Raw genomic sequence first — 14002 nt, 5'->3', positions numbered from 1 at the left:
ATAAAGAAAAAAAGCAAAAAAACCTCTAAGTACATAGGCTTATTCGCTTAATGAATGATGGCTGCATATTTTATGATTTTAACGACGAGAACTAGTCAGATGAGTCATCTTTGATGAATATTTATCGGGATCGTAATTGTAACATTGTGTATAGTTACAGCGCTGATCGCTTTATTAGCACTGGAGAGTGGTTGGTCTTTTTGATTTTTAGGGAAGTAGATTGTCAGATGCCGGAAATTAAACAATTATTCGAAAATAATTCAAAGTGGTCAGAAGAAATCAAATCGGATCGTCCTGAATATTTTGCAAAACTCGCACAGGGCCAGAAACCAGATTTCCTTTGGATTGGCTGTTCAGACAGCCGCGTACCAGCAGAACGATTAACTGGACTTTACTCTGGCGAGTTATTTGTTCACCGCAATGTGGCTAACCAGGTCATCCACACCGACCTGAACTGCCTATCTGTGGTGCAATACGCCGTCGATGTCCTTAAGGTAAAGCACATTATTGTTTGTGGACACTATGGTTGCGGAGGCGTTAATGCTGCTATCGACAACCCTCAACTTGGCCTCATTAATAACTGGCTGCTCCACATCCGAGATATCTACTTCAAACACCGTACCTACCTCGATCAAATGCCTCAGGAAGATCGCGCTGATAAACTTGGGGAGATCAACGTTGCTGAACAAGTCTATAACCTGGGCAACTCAACCATCATGCAAAATGCGTGGGAACGCGGTCAAGATGTCGAAATTCATGGCGTGGTTTATGGTATTGAAGATGGCCGATTAGAATACTTAGGCGTTCGTTCTCATTCGCAAGAAACCGTAGAAGCTTCCTATCAAAAAGCCCTTTCCGCTATTTTAAATGACGACAAAAAATTGCTTTGTCGATGAGTTTAAAAAAAGCGCCCTTTGAGATCAAAGGGCGCTTTTTTTTTAATTTTCAAAGTTCCTACGCAATCATTACTCTTGCGGTACAACCTTACCAATGTATGGCAAATGGCGGTATTTTTGAGCGTAATCGATACCAACACCCACAACGAATTCGTCAGGAATCGCAAAGCCAAACCAATCCACTGGCACGTCAACTTCACGTCGTGATGGCTTGTCTAGCAATGTACAAATTGCGATAGATTTTGGCTCACGTAGCGACAGAATTTCGCGGATCTTATTTAGGGTATTACCCGTATCGATGATGTCTTCTACGATCAATACATCTTTGCCTTTAATATCATCGTCAAGATCTTTTAGGATACGAACATCACGCGAGCTTTCCATCGTATTACCGTAACTTGAAGCGGTCATGAAATCGACTTGGTGAGTCAGTTCGATAGCACGCGCCAAGTCGGCCATAAATACAAATGAACCACGTAGCAAGCCTACAAGCACCAGATCTTCACTGCTCTGGTAACGCTCTGTAATTTGTTTACCTAATTCACGAATTCGCTCCTGAACGTCTTGCTCAGAAATCATGACTTCTATTGTATGTTTCATACTGTGCTCAATTTGTTTGTGGGTTGAGGTAAGTCGTACGCAAACGATCACCCTGTCTTGCGGCTGTAGTGTATCACCACGATCAGTGGGTGAAAAGTCGCATACTTGATCCACGCTCCGTTTGGTGCACGCCTCAATTTTAAGACATTTCCAGCAGCATATCGCATCAATAATGACATTGCTGTCTATAAATTAACCATAAAATATTGACCTTGCACATATGCACCATTAGACTCATCAATGCTTAAAGTAATAATTAAAAAAATCAATTAGGGGGATTACCCCCAATATTATCAACTCAATGGCAAGGAAAATGGATATGGACTCTATTGCAAAGAGGCCTCGTACTAGGCTTTCACCTATAAAACGTAAACAACAACTAATGGAAATCGCGTTAGAAGTGTTTGCTCGTCGTGGCATTGGCCGTGGTGGCCATGCTGATATCGCTGACATTGCTCAAGTTTCGGTTGCGACGGTTTTTAACTATTTCCCAACTCGTGAAGATTTGGTTGACGAAGTGTTGAATCATGTGGTACGTCAGTTTTCTAACTTCTTATCAGATAACATTGACTTAGATCTTCACGCTCGTGAAAACATCGCCAATATCACCAATGCAATGATTGAGCTTGTCAGCCAAGATTGCCACTGGCTAAAGGTATGGTTCGAATGGAGCGCATCAACGCGTGATGAGGTATGGCCATTATTTGTGACCACCAACCATACTAACCAACTGTTGGTGCAAAACATGTTCATCAAAGCCATTGAGCGTGGTGAAGTGTGCGATAAGCATGAACCGGGAGATTTGGCTAACCTATTCCACGGCATTTGTTACTCAATATTTGTTCAAGCTAATCGTTCAAAAACCGAAGTAGGACTCACGAACCTAGTAAACTCATACCTAGATATGCTTTGTATCTACAACCGTGAGCACTAAGGTTTCGCTCCCCAACTTCCAAATAAGTGTGACAAGTCCACCTCGATTGGTGGGCTTTTTATACCTACTATTATTGACATGTCTGATATAAAAAAACCGCTGACGAATCAGCGGTTTTTATCATTTAATCTTCAAGAAAAATTATTTTTTCTTTTTCACTGCTTTTTTGTTTGGAAGATCAGTGATTGAACCTTCAAATACTTCAGCAGCCAGGCCCACAGACTCGTGTAGCGTTGGGTGAGCGTGGATGGTTAGAGCGATGTCTTCTGCATCACAACCCATTTCAATTGCAAGGCCGATTTCACCCAATAGTTCACCACCGTTAGTACCAACGATAGCACCACCAATTACGCGGTGAGTCTCTTTATCAAAGATAAGCTTAGTCATACCGTCTGCACAGTCAGATGCAATTGCACGACCTGATGCTGCCCATGGGAATGTCGCCACTTCGTAGTTGATGCCTTCCGCTTTCGCTTCTTTCTCAGTCTTACCAACCCATGCCACTTCTGGCTCAGTGTAAGCAATTGAAGGAATCACTTTAGGGTCGAAGTAGTGTTTCTTACCAGAGATAACTTCCGCCGCTACATGGCCTTCATGCACACCTTTGTGAGCAAGCATTGGTTGACCAACGATGTCACCGATAGCGAAGATGTGCGGTACGTTAGTGCGCATTTGCTTATCAACATTGATGAAGCCACGCTCATCAATTTCAAGACCTGCTTTTTCACCATCGAATAGCTTACCGTTTGGCACACGACCGATAGCAACAAGAACCGCATCGTAACGCTCAGCTTCAGCTGGCGCTTTTTTGCCTTCCATTGAAACGTAGATACCGTCTTCTTTCGCTTCAACTGCTGTTACTTTCGTCTCAAGCATTAGCTTGAACTTGTCTTTGATGCGCTTAGTATAAACTTTAACGATGTCTTTATCCGCGGCAGGGATAACTTGGTCAAACATCTCTACTACGTCGACTTTAGAACCTAGAGAGTGGTAAACCGTACCCATTTCTAGACCGATGATACCACCGCCCATGATAAGCAGTTTTTCTGGTACTTCTTTCAGTTCTAGCGCATCCGTTGAATCCCAAATACGTGGGTCTTCATGCGGGATAAACGGAAGTTTGATTGGGCGAGAGCCCGCTGCAATGATAGCGTTATCGAAGTTAACTGTTGTTGACTCGCCTTCGCCTTCTACAAGGATAGCGTTAGGGCCTGTGAACTTACCGTAGCCGTTAACCACTGTCACGTTACGCATCTTAGCCATGCCGCTAAGGCCGCCAGTCAGTTGGTTTACAACTTTCTCTTTCCAGATACGGATCTTGTTGATGTCTGTTTGTGGTTCACCAAAAACGACACCGTGATCAGCCATCGCTTTCGCTTCTTCAATCACTTTTGAAACGTGAAGAAGCGCTTTTGATGGGATACAACCTACGTTAAGACATACACCACCTAGGGTGCTGTAACGCTCAATTAGTACGGTTTCAAGACCTAAATCCGCACAACGGAATGCCGCGGAGTAACCAGCAGGACCAGAACCAAGTACAACAACTTGGGCTTTAATTTCTTTGCTCATTTTGACCTCTTGTAGTCATTATCCCTAACAGGCTGAGTGAGTATTGATTCTTTATATTTAAAGTCAGTTCGTTATAAACCGTTATTTCAGACCGGCATCAGTTTACAGAGATGTTAATGGTGTGAAAAGTAAATCAATTTAGCCTGTGAGCTAGACAACAATTCGACAATGAAAAGCCTCTTTTCATTCTCCAATTGTTCGGTAATTCAATTAACAGAGGCGGCAATGTGCCGCCTCTCAATCATCTCATCTTAATTAAAGAACAAGACGACGGATGTCTGATAGGCACTCATTTAGGTAAGTAATGAAGCGCGCACCTTCAGCACCATCGATCACACGGTGGTCGTATGATAGAGATAGTGGAAGCTGTAGGCGTGGTTCAAATTCTTTACCGTTCCATACTGGCTTCATCTCAGACTTAGATACACCAAGGATACCCACTTCTGGTGCGTTTACGATTGGCGTAAATGCTGTACCACCGATGCCACCTAGGCTTGAGATAGTGAAACAGCCACCCTGCATGTCTGCCGCTGTTAGCTTACCAGCACGTGCTTTCTTAGAAACCACCATCAGCTCTTCAGATAGCTCGTAGATGCCTTTCTTGTTCACATCTTTAAACACAGGAACAACTAGACCGTTTGGCGTATCAACAGCAATACCTACGTTTACGTACTTCTTAAGAATGATGCTTTCGCCATCTTCAGATAGTGAAGAGTTAAACGCTGGGAACGCTTCTAGCGCTTTAGCGACTGCTTTCATGATGAACACAAGTGGCGTGATCTTCATGCCTGTGTCTTTCTTCGCTTCGATTGCATTCTGCTCTTTGCGGAATGCTTCTAGCTCAGTAATGTCTGCGTTATCCCACTGTGTAACGTGAGGGATCATCACCCAGTTACGGTGCAGGTTTGCACCAGAGATCTTCTTGATTTTAGAAAGCTTCTGAACTTCAGTTTCGCCAAACTTGCTGAAGTCAACTTTTGGCCAAGGTAGTAGACCAAGCGCTGAGCCGTCACCGCCTTTGCCAGATGCTGCTGCACCAGACTCAAGACGCTTAAGCGCATCTTTAACGTAGTTTTGAACGTCTTCTTTTAGGATACGGCTCTTACGACCAGAACCCTTAACCTTAGATAGGTTAACGCCAAACTCACGAGCTAGACGACGAACCACTGGAGATGCGTGTGCGTAGTCATTGTTCTCTTGGAAGTCGCCAGTTGCTGCTGCCGCTGAAGCTTCAGCTTTTGGACGGTCCGCCGATGCGGCCGGAGCTGCTGCCGCCGCTTGAGCTGGAGCCGCTGCAGGTTCAGATGCCGCTACAGGAGCTGCGCCTGCAACTTCGAATACCATAATCAGAGAGCCAGTTGTTACTTTATCGCCAGCGGCAATCTTGATTTCTTTAACAGTACCAGCGAATGGCGCTGGTACTTCCATAGACGCTTTGTCGCCTTCAACAGTGATTAGAGATTGCTCTTCTTCTACTGTGTCGCCAACCGCTACCATTACTTCAGTAACTTCAACTTCGTCACCGCCGATATCTGGAACGTTGACTTCTTTCGCTGCTGATGCCGCTGCTGATGCCGCTGGAGCTGCCGCAGGTGCTTCTACTGCTGCAGGAGTCGCTGCTGCGCCTGAACCTGTGACTTCAAATACCATTACTAGAGAGCCAGTAGAAACTGAGTCACCAGTAGCGATTTTGATTTCTTTAACGATACCAGCGAATGGTGCTGGTACTTCCATAGAAGCTTTGTCGCCTTCAACAGTGATTAGAGATTGCTCTTCTTCTACTGCATCGCCAACTGCAACCATGATTTCAGTCACTTCTACTTCGTCGCCACCGATATCTGGAACGTGAACTTCTTTAAGCTCAGCCGCAGTAGGAGCCGCTACTGGCGCCGCTTCAACTGCTGGAGCAGCTGGTGCTTCGACTGCACCTTCCGCTTCAAAAATCATGATTAGAGAACCTGTAGAAACAGAATCACCTTCCGCTACTTTGATCTCTTTTACGATACCCGCTTGAGACGCAGGTACTTCCATAGACGCTTTATCGCCTTCAACCGTGATCAGTGACTGCTCTTCTTCAACCTTGTCGCCAACGCTTACAAGAATCTCAGTTACTTCAACCTCATCAGCACCAATATCCGGTACAATAATTTCGATTGCCATTGCTTATCTACCTTTTAATTAAGCGTTGTCTTATGCGTATAGCGGGTTAGTTTTTTCAGTGTCGATGTTGAACTTAGCAATAGCTTCAGCCACAACAGACTTCTCAACATCACCACGTTTAGCCAATTCAGTTAGCGCAGCAACGACTACATAGCCAGCGTTAACTTCGAAGTGGCGACGTAGGTTTTCACGGCTGTCAGAACGACCGAAACCATCCGTACCAAGAACTTTGTAAGACTCAGTCGGCATAAATGCACGCACTTGCTCAGCATAGTTCTTCATGTAGTCCGTTGCTGCGATTGCAGGCTCACTACCAAGAACCGTTGTGATGTAAGGTACTTTCGCTTCCGCTTCAGGGTGAAGCATGTTGTAACGCTCAGCGTCTTGGCCGTCACGAGTTAGCTCATTGAAAGACGTCACAGAGAACACATCAGAGGCTACGCCGTACTCTTCACTTAGGATCGTCGCTGCTTTGCGCACTTCATTCATGATAGTACCAGAGCTCATTAGCTGAACTTTGCCCTTACTACCCGCGTGAGACTCAAGCTTGTAGATACCCTTACGAATGCCTTCCTCAGCGCCTTCTGGCATGGCTGGCATTGCGTAGTTTTCGTTCATTACCGTTAGGTAGTAGAACACGTTCTCTTGCTCTGGGCCGTACATGCGACGGATACCGTCTTGCATGATAACCGCGAGCTCGTAAGCAAACGTTGGATCGTAAGAGATACAGTTAGGGATGGTGTTCGCTTGGATGTGAGAGTGACCATCTTCGTGCTGTAGACCTTCACCGTTCAGTGTTGTACGACCTGCTGTAGCACCTAGTAGGAAGCCACGAGCTTGTTGGTCACCTGCAAGCCATGCCATGTCACCAATACGTTGGAAACCGAACATTGAGTAGTAGATGTAGAACGGGATCATTGGAAGATCGTTAGTGCTGTAAGAAGTCGCAGCCGCAACCCAAGACGCCATTGAACCGAGTTCGTTGATACCTTCCTGAAGAACCTGACCAGATGTCGCTTCTTTGTAGTAAGAAACGATGCCTTTATCTTCAGGTGTGTATTCTTGACCGTGTGGGTTGTAGATACCAACCTGACGGAATAGACCTTCCATACCGAATGTACGAGCTTCATCACAGATGATAGGAACAATGTTCTTACCGATGTTCTTGTCTTTCAGTAGGATATTTAGCGTACGTACGTAAGCCATTGTCGTTGAGATATCACGCTTCTGCTCACCGAGTAGTGGTGCAAATGCATCTAGCTCAGGCACTTTGAATTCTTGAGTGAATTTAGGCAAGCGAGCTGGCGTGTAACCATGTAGTGCTTTACGACGAGCATGTAGGTATTCGTACTCAGGTGTACCTTCTTCCAGTTTCAAGTATGGAAGTTCTTTAATCTTCTCATCTGAAAGAATGTCTTGTAGACCCAGACGATCACGCAGGTGCTGAACATGAGTCATGTCCATTTTCTTCACACCGTGTGCAATGTTCTTTCCTTCTGCTGCGTCACCCATGCCGTAACCTTTAACCGTCTTAGCTAGGATTACGGTTGGCTTGCCACCTGTCTCTTTCGCATTGTTGAATGCAGCGAATAGTTTAGATGAGTCGTGACCACCACGCTTAAGTGCAAAGATTTCATCATCCGTCATATCGGCGACAAGTGCCGCAGTTTCTGGATACTTACCAAAGAAGTGCTCACGTACGTATGCGCCATCTTTAGATTTGAATGTCTGGTAGTCACCATCGATCGTTTCATTCATAAGCTGAAGAAGTTTACCAGACGTATCTTTCGCTAGAAGTGCATCCCAGTTGTTACCCCAGATAACCTTAACAACGTTCCAACCAGCACCTTTAAACAGGCCTTCTAGTTCTTGAATGATGCTACCGTTACCCATAACAGGACCGTCTAGGCGCTGTAGGTTACAGTTGATTAGGAAACATAGGTTATCCAGCTTTTCACGCGCAGCGAAAGAGATAGCACCACGTGATTCTGGCTCATCCATCTCACCGTCGCCTAGGAACGCGTACACACGTTGAGCTGAAGTATCTTTCAGGCCACGACCTTCTAGGTACTTAAGGAAACGCGCTTGATAGATAGCAGAGATCGGGCCAAGACCCATAGATACGGTCGGGAACTGCCAGAACTCAGGCATGAGTTTAGGGTGCGGGTATGATGGGATACCTTTACCGTCCACTTCTTGACGGAAATTGTCTAGCTGCTCTTCTGTTAGACGGCCTTCAACGAATGCACGAGAGTAAATACCCGGAGAGATGTGACCTTGGTAGTAAACCAAATCGCCACCGTCCGTCTCGTTTGGAGCGCGGAAGAAGTGGTTGAAACACACTTCGTAGAACGCAGCGGCTGACTGGTAAGAAGCCATGTGACCACCTAGGTCTAGGTCCTTCTTAGAAGCACGCAATACGATCATGATTGCGTTCCAACGAATAATCGAACGAATACGACGCTCAAGCGTCACATCACCAGGGTAAGCTGGCTCTTGTGCTGCTGGAATAGTGTTGATGTAGTTTGTGTTGATGCCCGTTGGCATATCAACGCCGTCTAAGCGTGCTTTTTCTAGAACAGTTTCTAGTAAAAACTGTGCACGCTCTACACCCTCTTCACGAACAACGGATTCAAGGGCCTGTAGCCAATCTTGAGTTTCCAATACGTCTACGTCATGCTTCATGTCAGACATGGCGATCTATCCTTCTGTTGGTTGGATCTGATTATTTAAGTAAGCGATTCTTTATTAAGAATCGTTACCTTGCTGAATTCGACGCAGAGAACGCTCTCGTCGAGACTCTTCTCGAGTCAAATCCAACAATATTTCTTCAATATAAGCTAAGTGCGAATGGGACATTTCACGCGCCTTTTCTGGCTGTCCAGAAACAATCGCATCCACGATATTAGCTCTGTGTTTACTTACTTTATCGACCACTTCAATGCGGCGATGTAAGAGCTTTAGATTCTGTAAAACATTTTGCTCAAGCAAAGGAGCAAGACTACGCACAATGTGAAGTAACACCACGTTGTGTGCCGCTTCAGTCAAGGCGATAAGAAACTGCATCACTGCAGCCGCTTCAGCCTCAACATTGTCTCGCTTCTGCTCTTCACTGATTTGTTTCAGGCAAGCCTGAATTCGTGCAAAATCTTCCTCGGTACCACGCAATGCAGCGAAATACGCTGAAATGCCTTCCATCGCATGGCGCGACTCTAGCAAATCAAGCTGAGTTTCTGAGTGAGAGGACAACAAATTAAGCAAAGGATCAGAGAAACTTTTCCAGATGTTTTCGCTAACGAATGTGCCACCGCCTTGACGACGAGTCAGCAGACGCTTTGCTTCTAAGCGTTGAATAGCTTCACGGATGGATGGACGAGACACATCGAACTGTTTCGCCAGTTCGCGCTCAGCTGGCAACTGCTGCCCCGGAGACAATGTTCCTTCCACTATCAACCTTTCCAGCTCTTGTTCAATAACATCAGAGAGTTTCGGCTGACGAATCCTTTGATAAGCCATAATTTATTGTTCTTCTACTCTTCCTGGTAATTGGTCATACCAATTTTAAGATGGTGCAGAAATTAACATAATTAAAACGCCACTGTCCAGCCAAAAGTTGACCCAAATCATAGAACAGGGCGACTTTAAACACAGCGATAACAAATGCCCATTAAAACAGCAATAAAATTGGTATGACCAATTACATAAACAAAACAGTCACAATGCATCTGTGCTATTTATTTTGATCAAGAAAGACAAAAAATGACAAAACCATCCGCACAACCTGTCTTCAAAACCGACATAAATTAGAATAAGTGTCGTTATTATTTTACAAACGATGGTTTTTATTACATCCAAAAAAGGCATACCCAACGGTATGCCTTATCGATTATCGCGGCCATCAGTTACATTTTCGCTACAAGTTGCTAGTGACTTGATGCCTGAACTTCACCCAATCAAAGCTTAGACCAGGATCACTTTTTCTCAGTGGCGCGATAAACTGATGTCCCGTGATCCTTGTTGGAGTAATTAAAGGGTAAGTTTGCATCACCGCGTGGGCCAAGCAAGTAAGTGATTGATATTGTTCTTCTGTATAGGCGATAAACTCCGTTCCTTCTAACTCAATACCAATCGAATAGTCATTACAACGCTCCCTGCCAGCAAAGCTTGATTGGCCCGCATGCCACGCTCTATCAAGAAAAGAGACAAACTGAACAATCTCTCCATCACGCTTAATCAAGCAATGTGCCGAAACGCCCATTTTGTGAATCACTTCAAAAAAAGGATGCGCATTAGGGTCAAGACACCCCATGAAAAAATCTTCTATATATGGGCCACCAAACTGACCCGGCGGTAAACTAATGTTATGCACCACCAGTAAAGAGATATCTTCTTTATCTGTGCGAGCATCAAAAAATGGCGATGGAACGTGTTTTGCATTCGTCAACCAGCCATTCTCGATTTGTAGATGCATATCAACCTCACTAGTTTGTAAATTAACTGCTGAAATTATTAACACCGGAGAGTATCATTCGTTGCCCTCTCCCTTTCAAGACAAGATTTGCGATGAAGAACACACATAACAGCCAAGAACGCTTAGCCTACCTTAAGCAACAACTCCCTCTTGAAATCACTCGAGCCGTTGCCGATACCTTAAAAGAAGACCTAGGTGGCACGTTGGATGCGGACAAAGACATCACCGCATCGCTCATTCCTGCTGACGCTGTCAATACGGCAACCATTATTACTCGTGAGCATGGCGTGTTCTGCGGTCAAGCATGGGCGGATGAAGTTTTCAAACAGCTTGGCGGCAAAGTCTCGATTGAGTGGCATGTAAAAGATGGCGATCACGTCGAGCCAAACCAAACACTATGTACGTTAACCGGCCCTGCTCGTGACTTGTTAACGGGTGAGCGCAACGCAATGAACTTTATCCAGACCCTTTCGGGTTGCGCGACCATTACAGCACAGTACGCAGAAAAAATTGCTCACACAGAGTGTCGCCTATTAGATACGCGTAAAACGATTCCAGGTCTGCGCAGCGCATTAAAGTACGCCGTGGCCTGTGGTGGCGGATTTAACCACCGCATCGGCGTATTCGATGCCTACCTGATTAAAGAGAATCACATCATTGCCTGTGGTGGCATTACTCAAGCGATCACTACGGCAAAAGAGCTCAACCCTGGTAAACCGGTTGAAGTGGAAACGGAAAGCTTGGACGAGCTAAAAGAAGCGATCGAAGCGGGTGCCGACATCATCATGCTCGACAACTTCAACACCGAGATGATGCGTGAAGCCGTAGAAATGAACGCTGGTCGCGCTGCATTAGAAAACTCTGGCAACGTCACCCTAGACACCATCGCCGAATACGCAGAAACCGGTGTAGATTACATCTCGGTAGGGGCATTAACTAAGCACCTAAAGGCGATGGACCTGTCGATGCGTTTCAAGTAATCAACAAAATTAACTCTTGCAATCTCATAGAGTTAATATCATCAAAGCCCAATAAAGAGCCGCTTGGCTCTTTATTTTTATCCTTTTAAAACAACCCCACTCGCAAAAGCTTGTATGTAATGTGCAACGTCACATTAAAGATTTATACCTCACTCGAATGGCAGTCCCCAGTCCATTTCCTCCGTTTTCAACTCTCCCTACTCTTCGCTTATTCCAACTCAATTAGTATGAATCATTGTTAAGGGAACATGATGAAAACGAATAAACAGAAGAAGCAGCAAGGCTTTACGTTAATTGAACTGATGATTGTGGTGGCCGTAATTGGTGTTTTGTCAGCGGTAGCAATCCCCGCTTACAAAAACTATGTAAAAAAATCTGAAGCTGCTGCTGGAATGGGCACAGTACGTGCCCTTTTAACTAATATTGATATGTACATTCAGGAAAATGGCTCATTTCCGGCGACTGGTAACCTTGCAGATCTTGGAGCCTCAGCTGGTATGAACACCCTTGGTGAAATCGAATTAACTCAAGATGGAAGCGTCTCAGAGGCCGGAAGCGTTGCATTTAACTTTGGCACTAACGCAACACTCAATAATACAAACATCACATATACTCGAAGTGCCTCAGGCTGGTCTTGTAATAACACTACAGGACAAACCATTAAAATCTGTGACTAAAATAGTGCTGACCAACCTCTCAACGGTGCTTCGTCAAGCTGGGTTACTGACCTTAGCCCAAGAAGCATCGTTAATTGAGCAAGTGAAAACGTCTGGCATTTCGATGCCGGAGGCTTTGCTCCGTTCTGGGTTATTTCATTCTCATGAACTCAATGAGCACTTAAGTGCCATCTTTGGCTTGTCTTGCACCTCGCTCAATCAATATGAATACGTCTCCCTGTGCCAACAACTGGGGCTGCGCGATCTGATCACGCGATACAACGCCTTGCCACTCAACCGTAGCTCTTCCACATTGATTCTCGCAGTCGCAGACCCAACCAATTTACAAGCCGAGGACGATTTTCGTTTCGCGACCGGATTGCAAGTTGAGTTGGTACTGGCTGACTTTCGTGAGCTAACGGCTGCCATCCGGCGCTTGTATGGGCGCACCATTGGACAAGAGCAATCCGGCTTAAAAGAGATCAACCAAGATGAACTGGCGAGCTTAGTTGAAATTGGTGACGATGAAATAGATAACATTGAAGACCTTAGCCAAGACGAATCACCGGTCAGTCGTTACATCAACCAAATATTGCTCGATGCAGTACGCAAAGGCGGCTCCGATATCCACTTTGAGCCTTACGAAAACATGTACCGAGTGCGCTTGCGCTGCGATGGTATTTTAATTGAAATTCAGCAACCACCCACGCATTTAAGCCGTCGCCTCTCTGCTCGCATCAAAATTTTATCAAAACTCGACATTGCCGAAAGGCGCTTGCCGCAAGATGGGCGAATAAAGCTCAAACTGAACCAAGACACTGCGATTGATATGCGCGTATCCACACTACCGACTCTGTTTGGTGAGAAGATTGTATTGCGTTTGCTTGACAGCAGTTCTGCTTCACTGGATATCGACAAGCTAGGTTATAACGACCAACAAAAACAGCTTTACTTAGACGCGCTGCGCCGTCCACAAGGCATGATCCTTATGACAGGCCCAACGGGGAGCGGCAAGACCGTTTCCCTGTACACAGGATTGAGCATTCTGAATAAGCCGGAGATCAACATCTCTACCGCTGAAGATCCAGTTGAGATTAACTTACCTGGTATCAATCAAGTTCAAGTGCAACCCAAGTTTGGTTTAGGTTTTACAGAGGCGCTGCGCTCTTTCTTGCGTCAAGATCCCGATATTGTGATGGTCGGTGAGATACGTGATCTGGATACCGCAGAGATCGCGATTAAAGCCTCGCAAACCGGCCACCTAGTGCTTTCCACTCTGCATACAAACTCAGCCGCAGAAACCGTCATTCGTCTCTCTAATATGGGGGTAGAACGTTTTAATCTCGCCTCTTCGCTTAGCTTGATCATCGCTCAGCGTCTAGCGAGAAAGCTGTGCCCTCACTGTAAACAGCCTCAAGAGCCCAACGCTCAACTGGAATACATTGGGATTGTCAGTACTGATCATCTCTTTCAGGCCTATCCTGACGGCTGTAACGAATGCACCCATGGTTACTCAGGCCGAACTGGTATTTATGAAGTGATGCGTTTTGATGACTCCCTGTCTCAAGCTCTGCTCAAAGGCGCATCCGTACATGAGCTTGAACAGCTCGCCATAGCAAATGGTATGCAAACCCTAAAAGCATCTGGCATCGAAAAGCTCAAACAAGGCATCACCAGTTTTAGTGAGCTTCAACGCGTGCTCTATTTTTAGTTCTTTTTGTTTTATTAGGCTG

11 protein-coding genes are annotated in these 14002 nt (G+C 45.4%); 5 read left to right on the top strand and 6 right to left on the bottom strand.

Translation table 11 applies throughout. From position 1 onward, the window contains the following. Positions 1 to 227 precede the first annotated feature (227 nt). On the top strand, positions 228 to 896 hold the full coding sequence (gene can, locus AK965_RS12015; RefSeq protein ID WP_099079846.1) for a carbonate dehydratase: 669 nt from the start codon (positions 228 to 230) through the stop codon (positions 894 to 896). Positions 897 to 965: 69 nt separating this feature from the next. Here can and hpt read toward each other — a convergent pair whose 3' ends face one another. After that, positions 966 to 1496 carry a hypoxanthine phosphoribosyltransferase gene (gene hpt, locus AK965_RS12010; protein ID WP_099079845.1) on the bottom strand — a complete coding sequence of 177 codons (531 nt, stop codon included), beginning with the start codon at positions 1494 to 1496 and terminating at the stop codon, positions 966 to 968. 319 nt (positions 1497 to 1815) lie between these two features. On the opposite strand from hpt, the gene AK965_RS12005 reads away from it, so the two are divergent. Further along, positions 1816 to 2430: a LuxR/HapR/OpaR family quorum-sensing transcriptional regulator gene (locus AK965_RS12005; RefSeq protein WP_099079844.1), complete on the top strand. Its 615-nt coding sequence runs from the start codon at positions 1816 to 1818 to the stop codon at positions 2428 to 2430. 141 nt (positions 2431 to 2571) lie between these two features. On the opposite strand, the gene lpdA is transcribed toward AK965_RS12005, so the two are convergent. The 5 genes from lpdA to ampD all read right to left on the bottom strand — a co-directional run bounded on the left by lpdA (position 2572) and on the right by ampD (position 10633). Next, positions 2572 to 4002 (bottom strand): dihydrolipoyl dehydrogenase, encoded by a 1431-nt coding sequence (gene lpdA / locus AK965_RS12000; protein WP_099079843.1) that lies wholly within the window; start codon positions 4000 to 4002, stop codon positions 2572 to 2574. Positions 4003 to 4257: 255 nt separating this feature from the next. Continuing rightward, a complete protein-coding gene (gene aceF, locus AK965_RS11995; RefSeq protein WP_099079842.1) occupies positions 4258 to 6162 on the bottom strand; it encodes a pyruvate dehydrogenase complex dihydrolipoyllysine-residue acetyltransferase in 1905 nt (634 codons plus the stop codon). 30 nt (positions 6163 to 6192) lie between these two features. Further along, positions 6193 to 8856: a pyruvate dehydrogenase (acetyl-transferring), homodimeric type gene (gene aceE / locus AK965_RS11990; RefSeq protein ID WP_099079841.1), complete on the bottom strand. Its 2664-nt coding sequence runs from the start codon at positions 8854 to 8856 to the stop codon at positions 6193 to 6195. 54 nt (positions 8857 to 8910) lie between these two features. Continuing rightward, positions 8911 to 9678, bottom strand: coding sequence for a pyruvate dehydrogenase complex transcriptional repressor PdhR (gene pdhR, locus AK965_RS11985; RefSeq protein ID WP_099079840.1), 768 nt, complete (start codon positions 9676 to 9678; stop codon positions 8911 to 8913). A gap of 397 nt (positions 9679 to 10075) precedes the next feature. Continuing rightward, on the bottom strand, positions 10076 to 10633 hold the full coding sequence (gene ampD, locus AK965_RS11980; RefSeq protein WP_099079839.1) for a 1,6-anhydro-N-acetylmuramyl-L-alanine amidase AmpD: 558 nt from the start codon (positions 10631 to 10633) through the stop codon (positions 10076 to 10078). A gap of 92 nt (positions 10634 to 10725) precedes the next feature. Between ampD and nadC the strand changes: the two genes are divergently transcribed. From nadC to pilB, 3 genes are all read left to right on the top strand, one after another. Continuing rightward, entirely contained in the window at positions 10726 to 11613 is an 888-nt protein-coding gene (gene nadC / locus AK965_RS11975; protein WP_099079838.1) for a carboxylating nicotinate-nucleotide diphosphorylase, read from the top strand. 251 nt (positions 11614 to 11864) lie between these two features. Then, positions 11865 to 12290, top strand: a complete 426-nt coding sequence (locus AK965_RS11970) for a pilin (RefSeq protein ID WP_099079837.1) — start codon at positions 11865 to 11867, stop codon at positions 12288 to 12290. A 4-nt stretch (positions 12291 to 12294) separates the two neighbouring features. Then, positions 12295 to 13980: a type IV-A pilus assembly ATPase PilB gene (pilB, locus tag AK965_RS11965; RefSeq protein WP_099079836.1), complete on the top strand. Its 1686-nt coding sequence runs from the start codon at positions 12295 to 12297 to the stop codon at positions 13978 to 13980. Positions 13981 to 14002: the final 22 nt, after the last annotated feature.

The sequence above is a fragment of the Vibrio sp. PID17_43 genome, assembly GCF_002608565.1.
Taxonomy (GTDB): Bacteria; Pseudomonadota; Gammaproteobacteria; order Enterobacterales; family Vibrionaceae; genus Vibrio.
This window is presented reverse-complemented; position numbering and strand designations above follow the sequence as displayed.

Coding starts and splice junctions, on each gene's coding strand:
- nadC (WP_099079838.1), top strand. CDS start 10,726: ATGAAGAACACACATAACAGCCAAGAACGCTTAGCCTACCTTAAGCAA.
- pdhR (WP_099079840.1), bottom strand. CDS start 9,678: ATGGCTTATCAAAGGATTCGTCAGCCGAAACTCTCTGATGTTATTGAA.
- aceE (WP_099079841.1), bottom strand. CDS start 8,856: ATGTCTGACATGAAGCATGACGTAGACGTATTGGAAACTCAAGATTGG.
- aceF (WP_099079842.1), bottom strand. CDS start 6,162: ATGGCAATCGAAATTATTGTACCGGATATTGGTGCTGATGAGGTTGAA.
- AK965_RS12005 (WP_099079844.1), top strand. CDS start 1,816: ATGGACTCTATTGCAAAGAGGCCTCGTACTAGGCTTTCACCTATAAAA.
- lpdA (WP_099079843.1), bottom strand. CDS start 4,002: ATGAGCAAAGAAATTAAAGCCCAAGTTGTTGTACTTGGTTCTGGTCCT.
- AK965_RS11970 (WP_099079837.1), top strand. CDS start 11,865: ATGAAAACGAATAAACAGAAGAAGCAGCAAGGCTTTACGTTAATTGAA.
- ampD (WP_099079839.1), bottom strand. CDS start 10,633: ATGCATCTACAAATCGAGAATGGCTGGTTGACGAATGCAAAACACGTT.
- can (WP_099079846.1), top strand. CDS start 228: ATGCCGGAAATTAAACAATTATTCGAAAATAATTCAAAGTGGTCAGAA.
- hpt (WP_099079845.1), bottom strand. CDS start 1,496: ATGAAACATACAATAGAAGTCATGATTTCTGAGCAAGACGTTCAGGAG.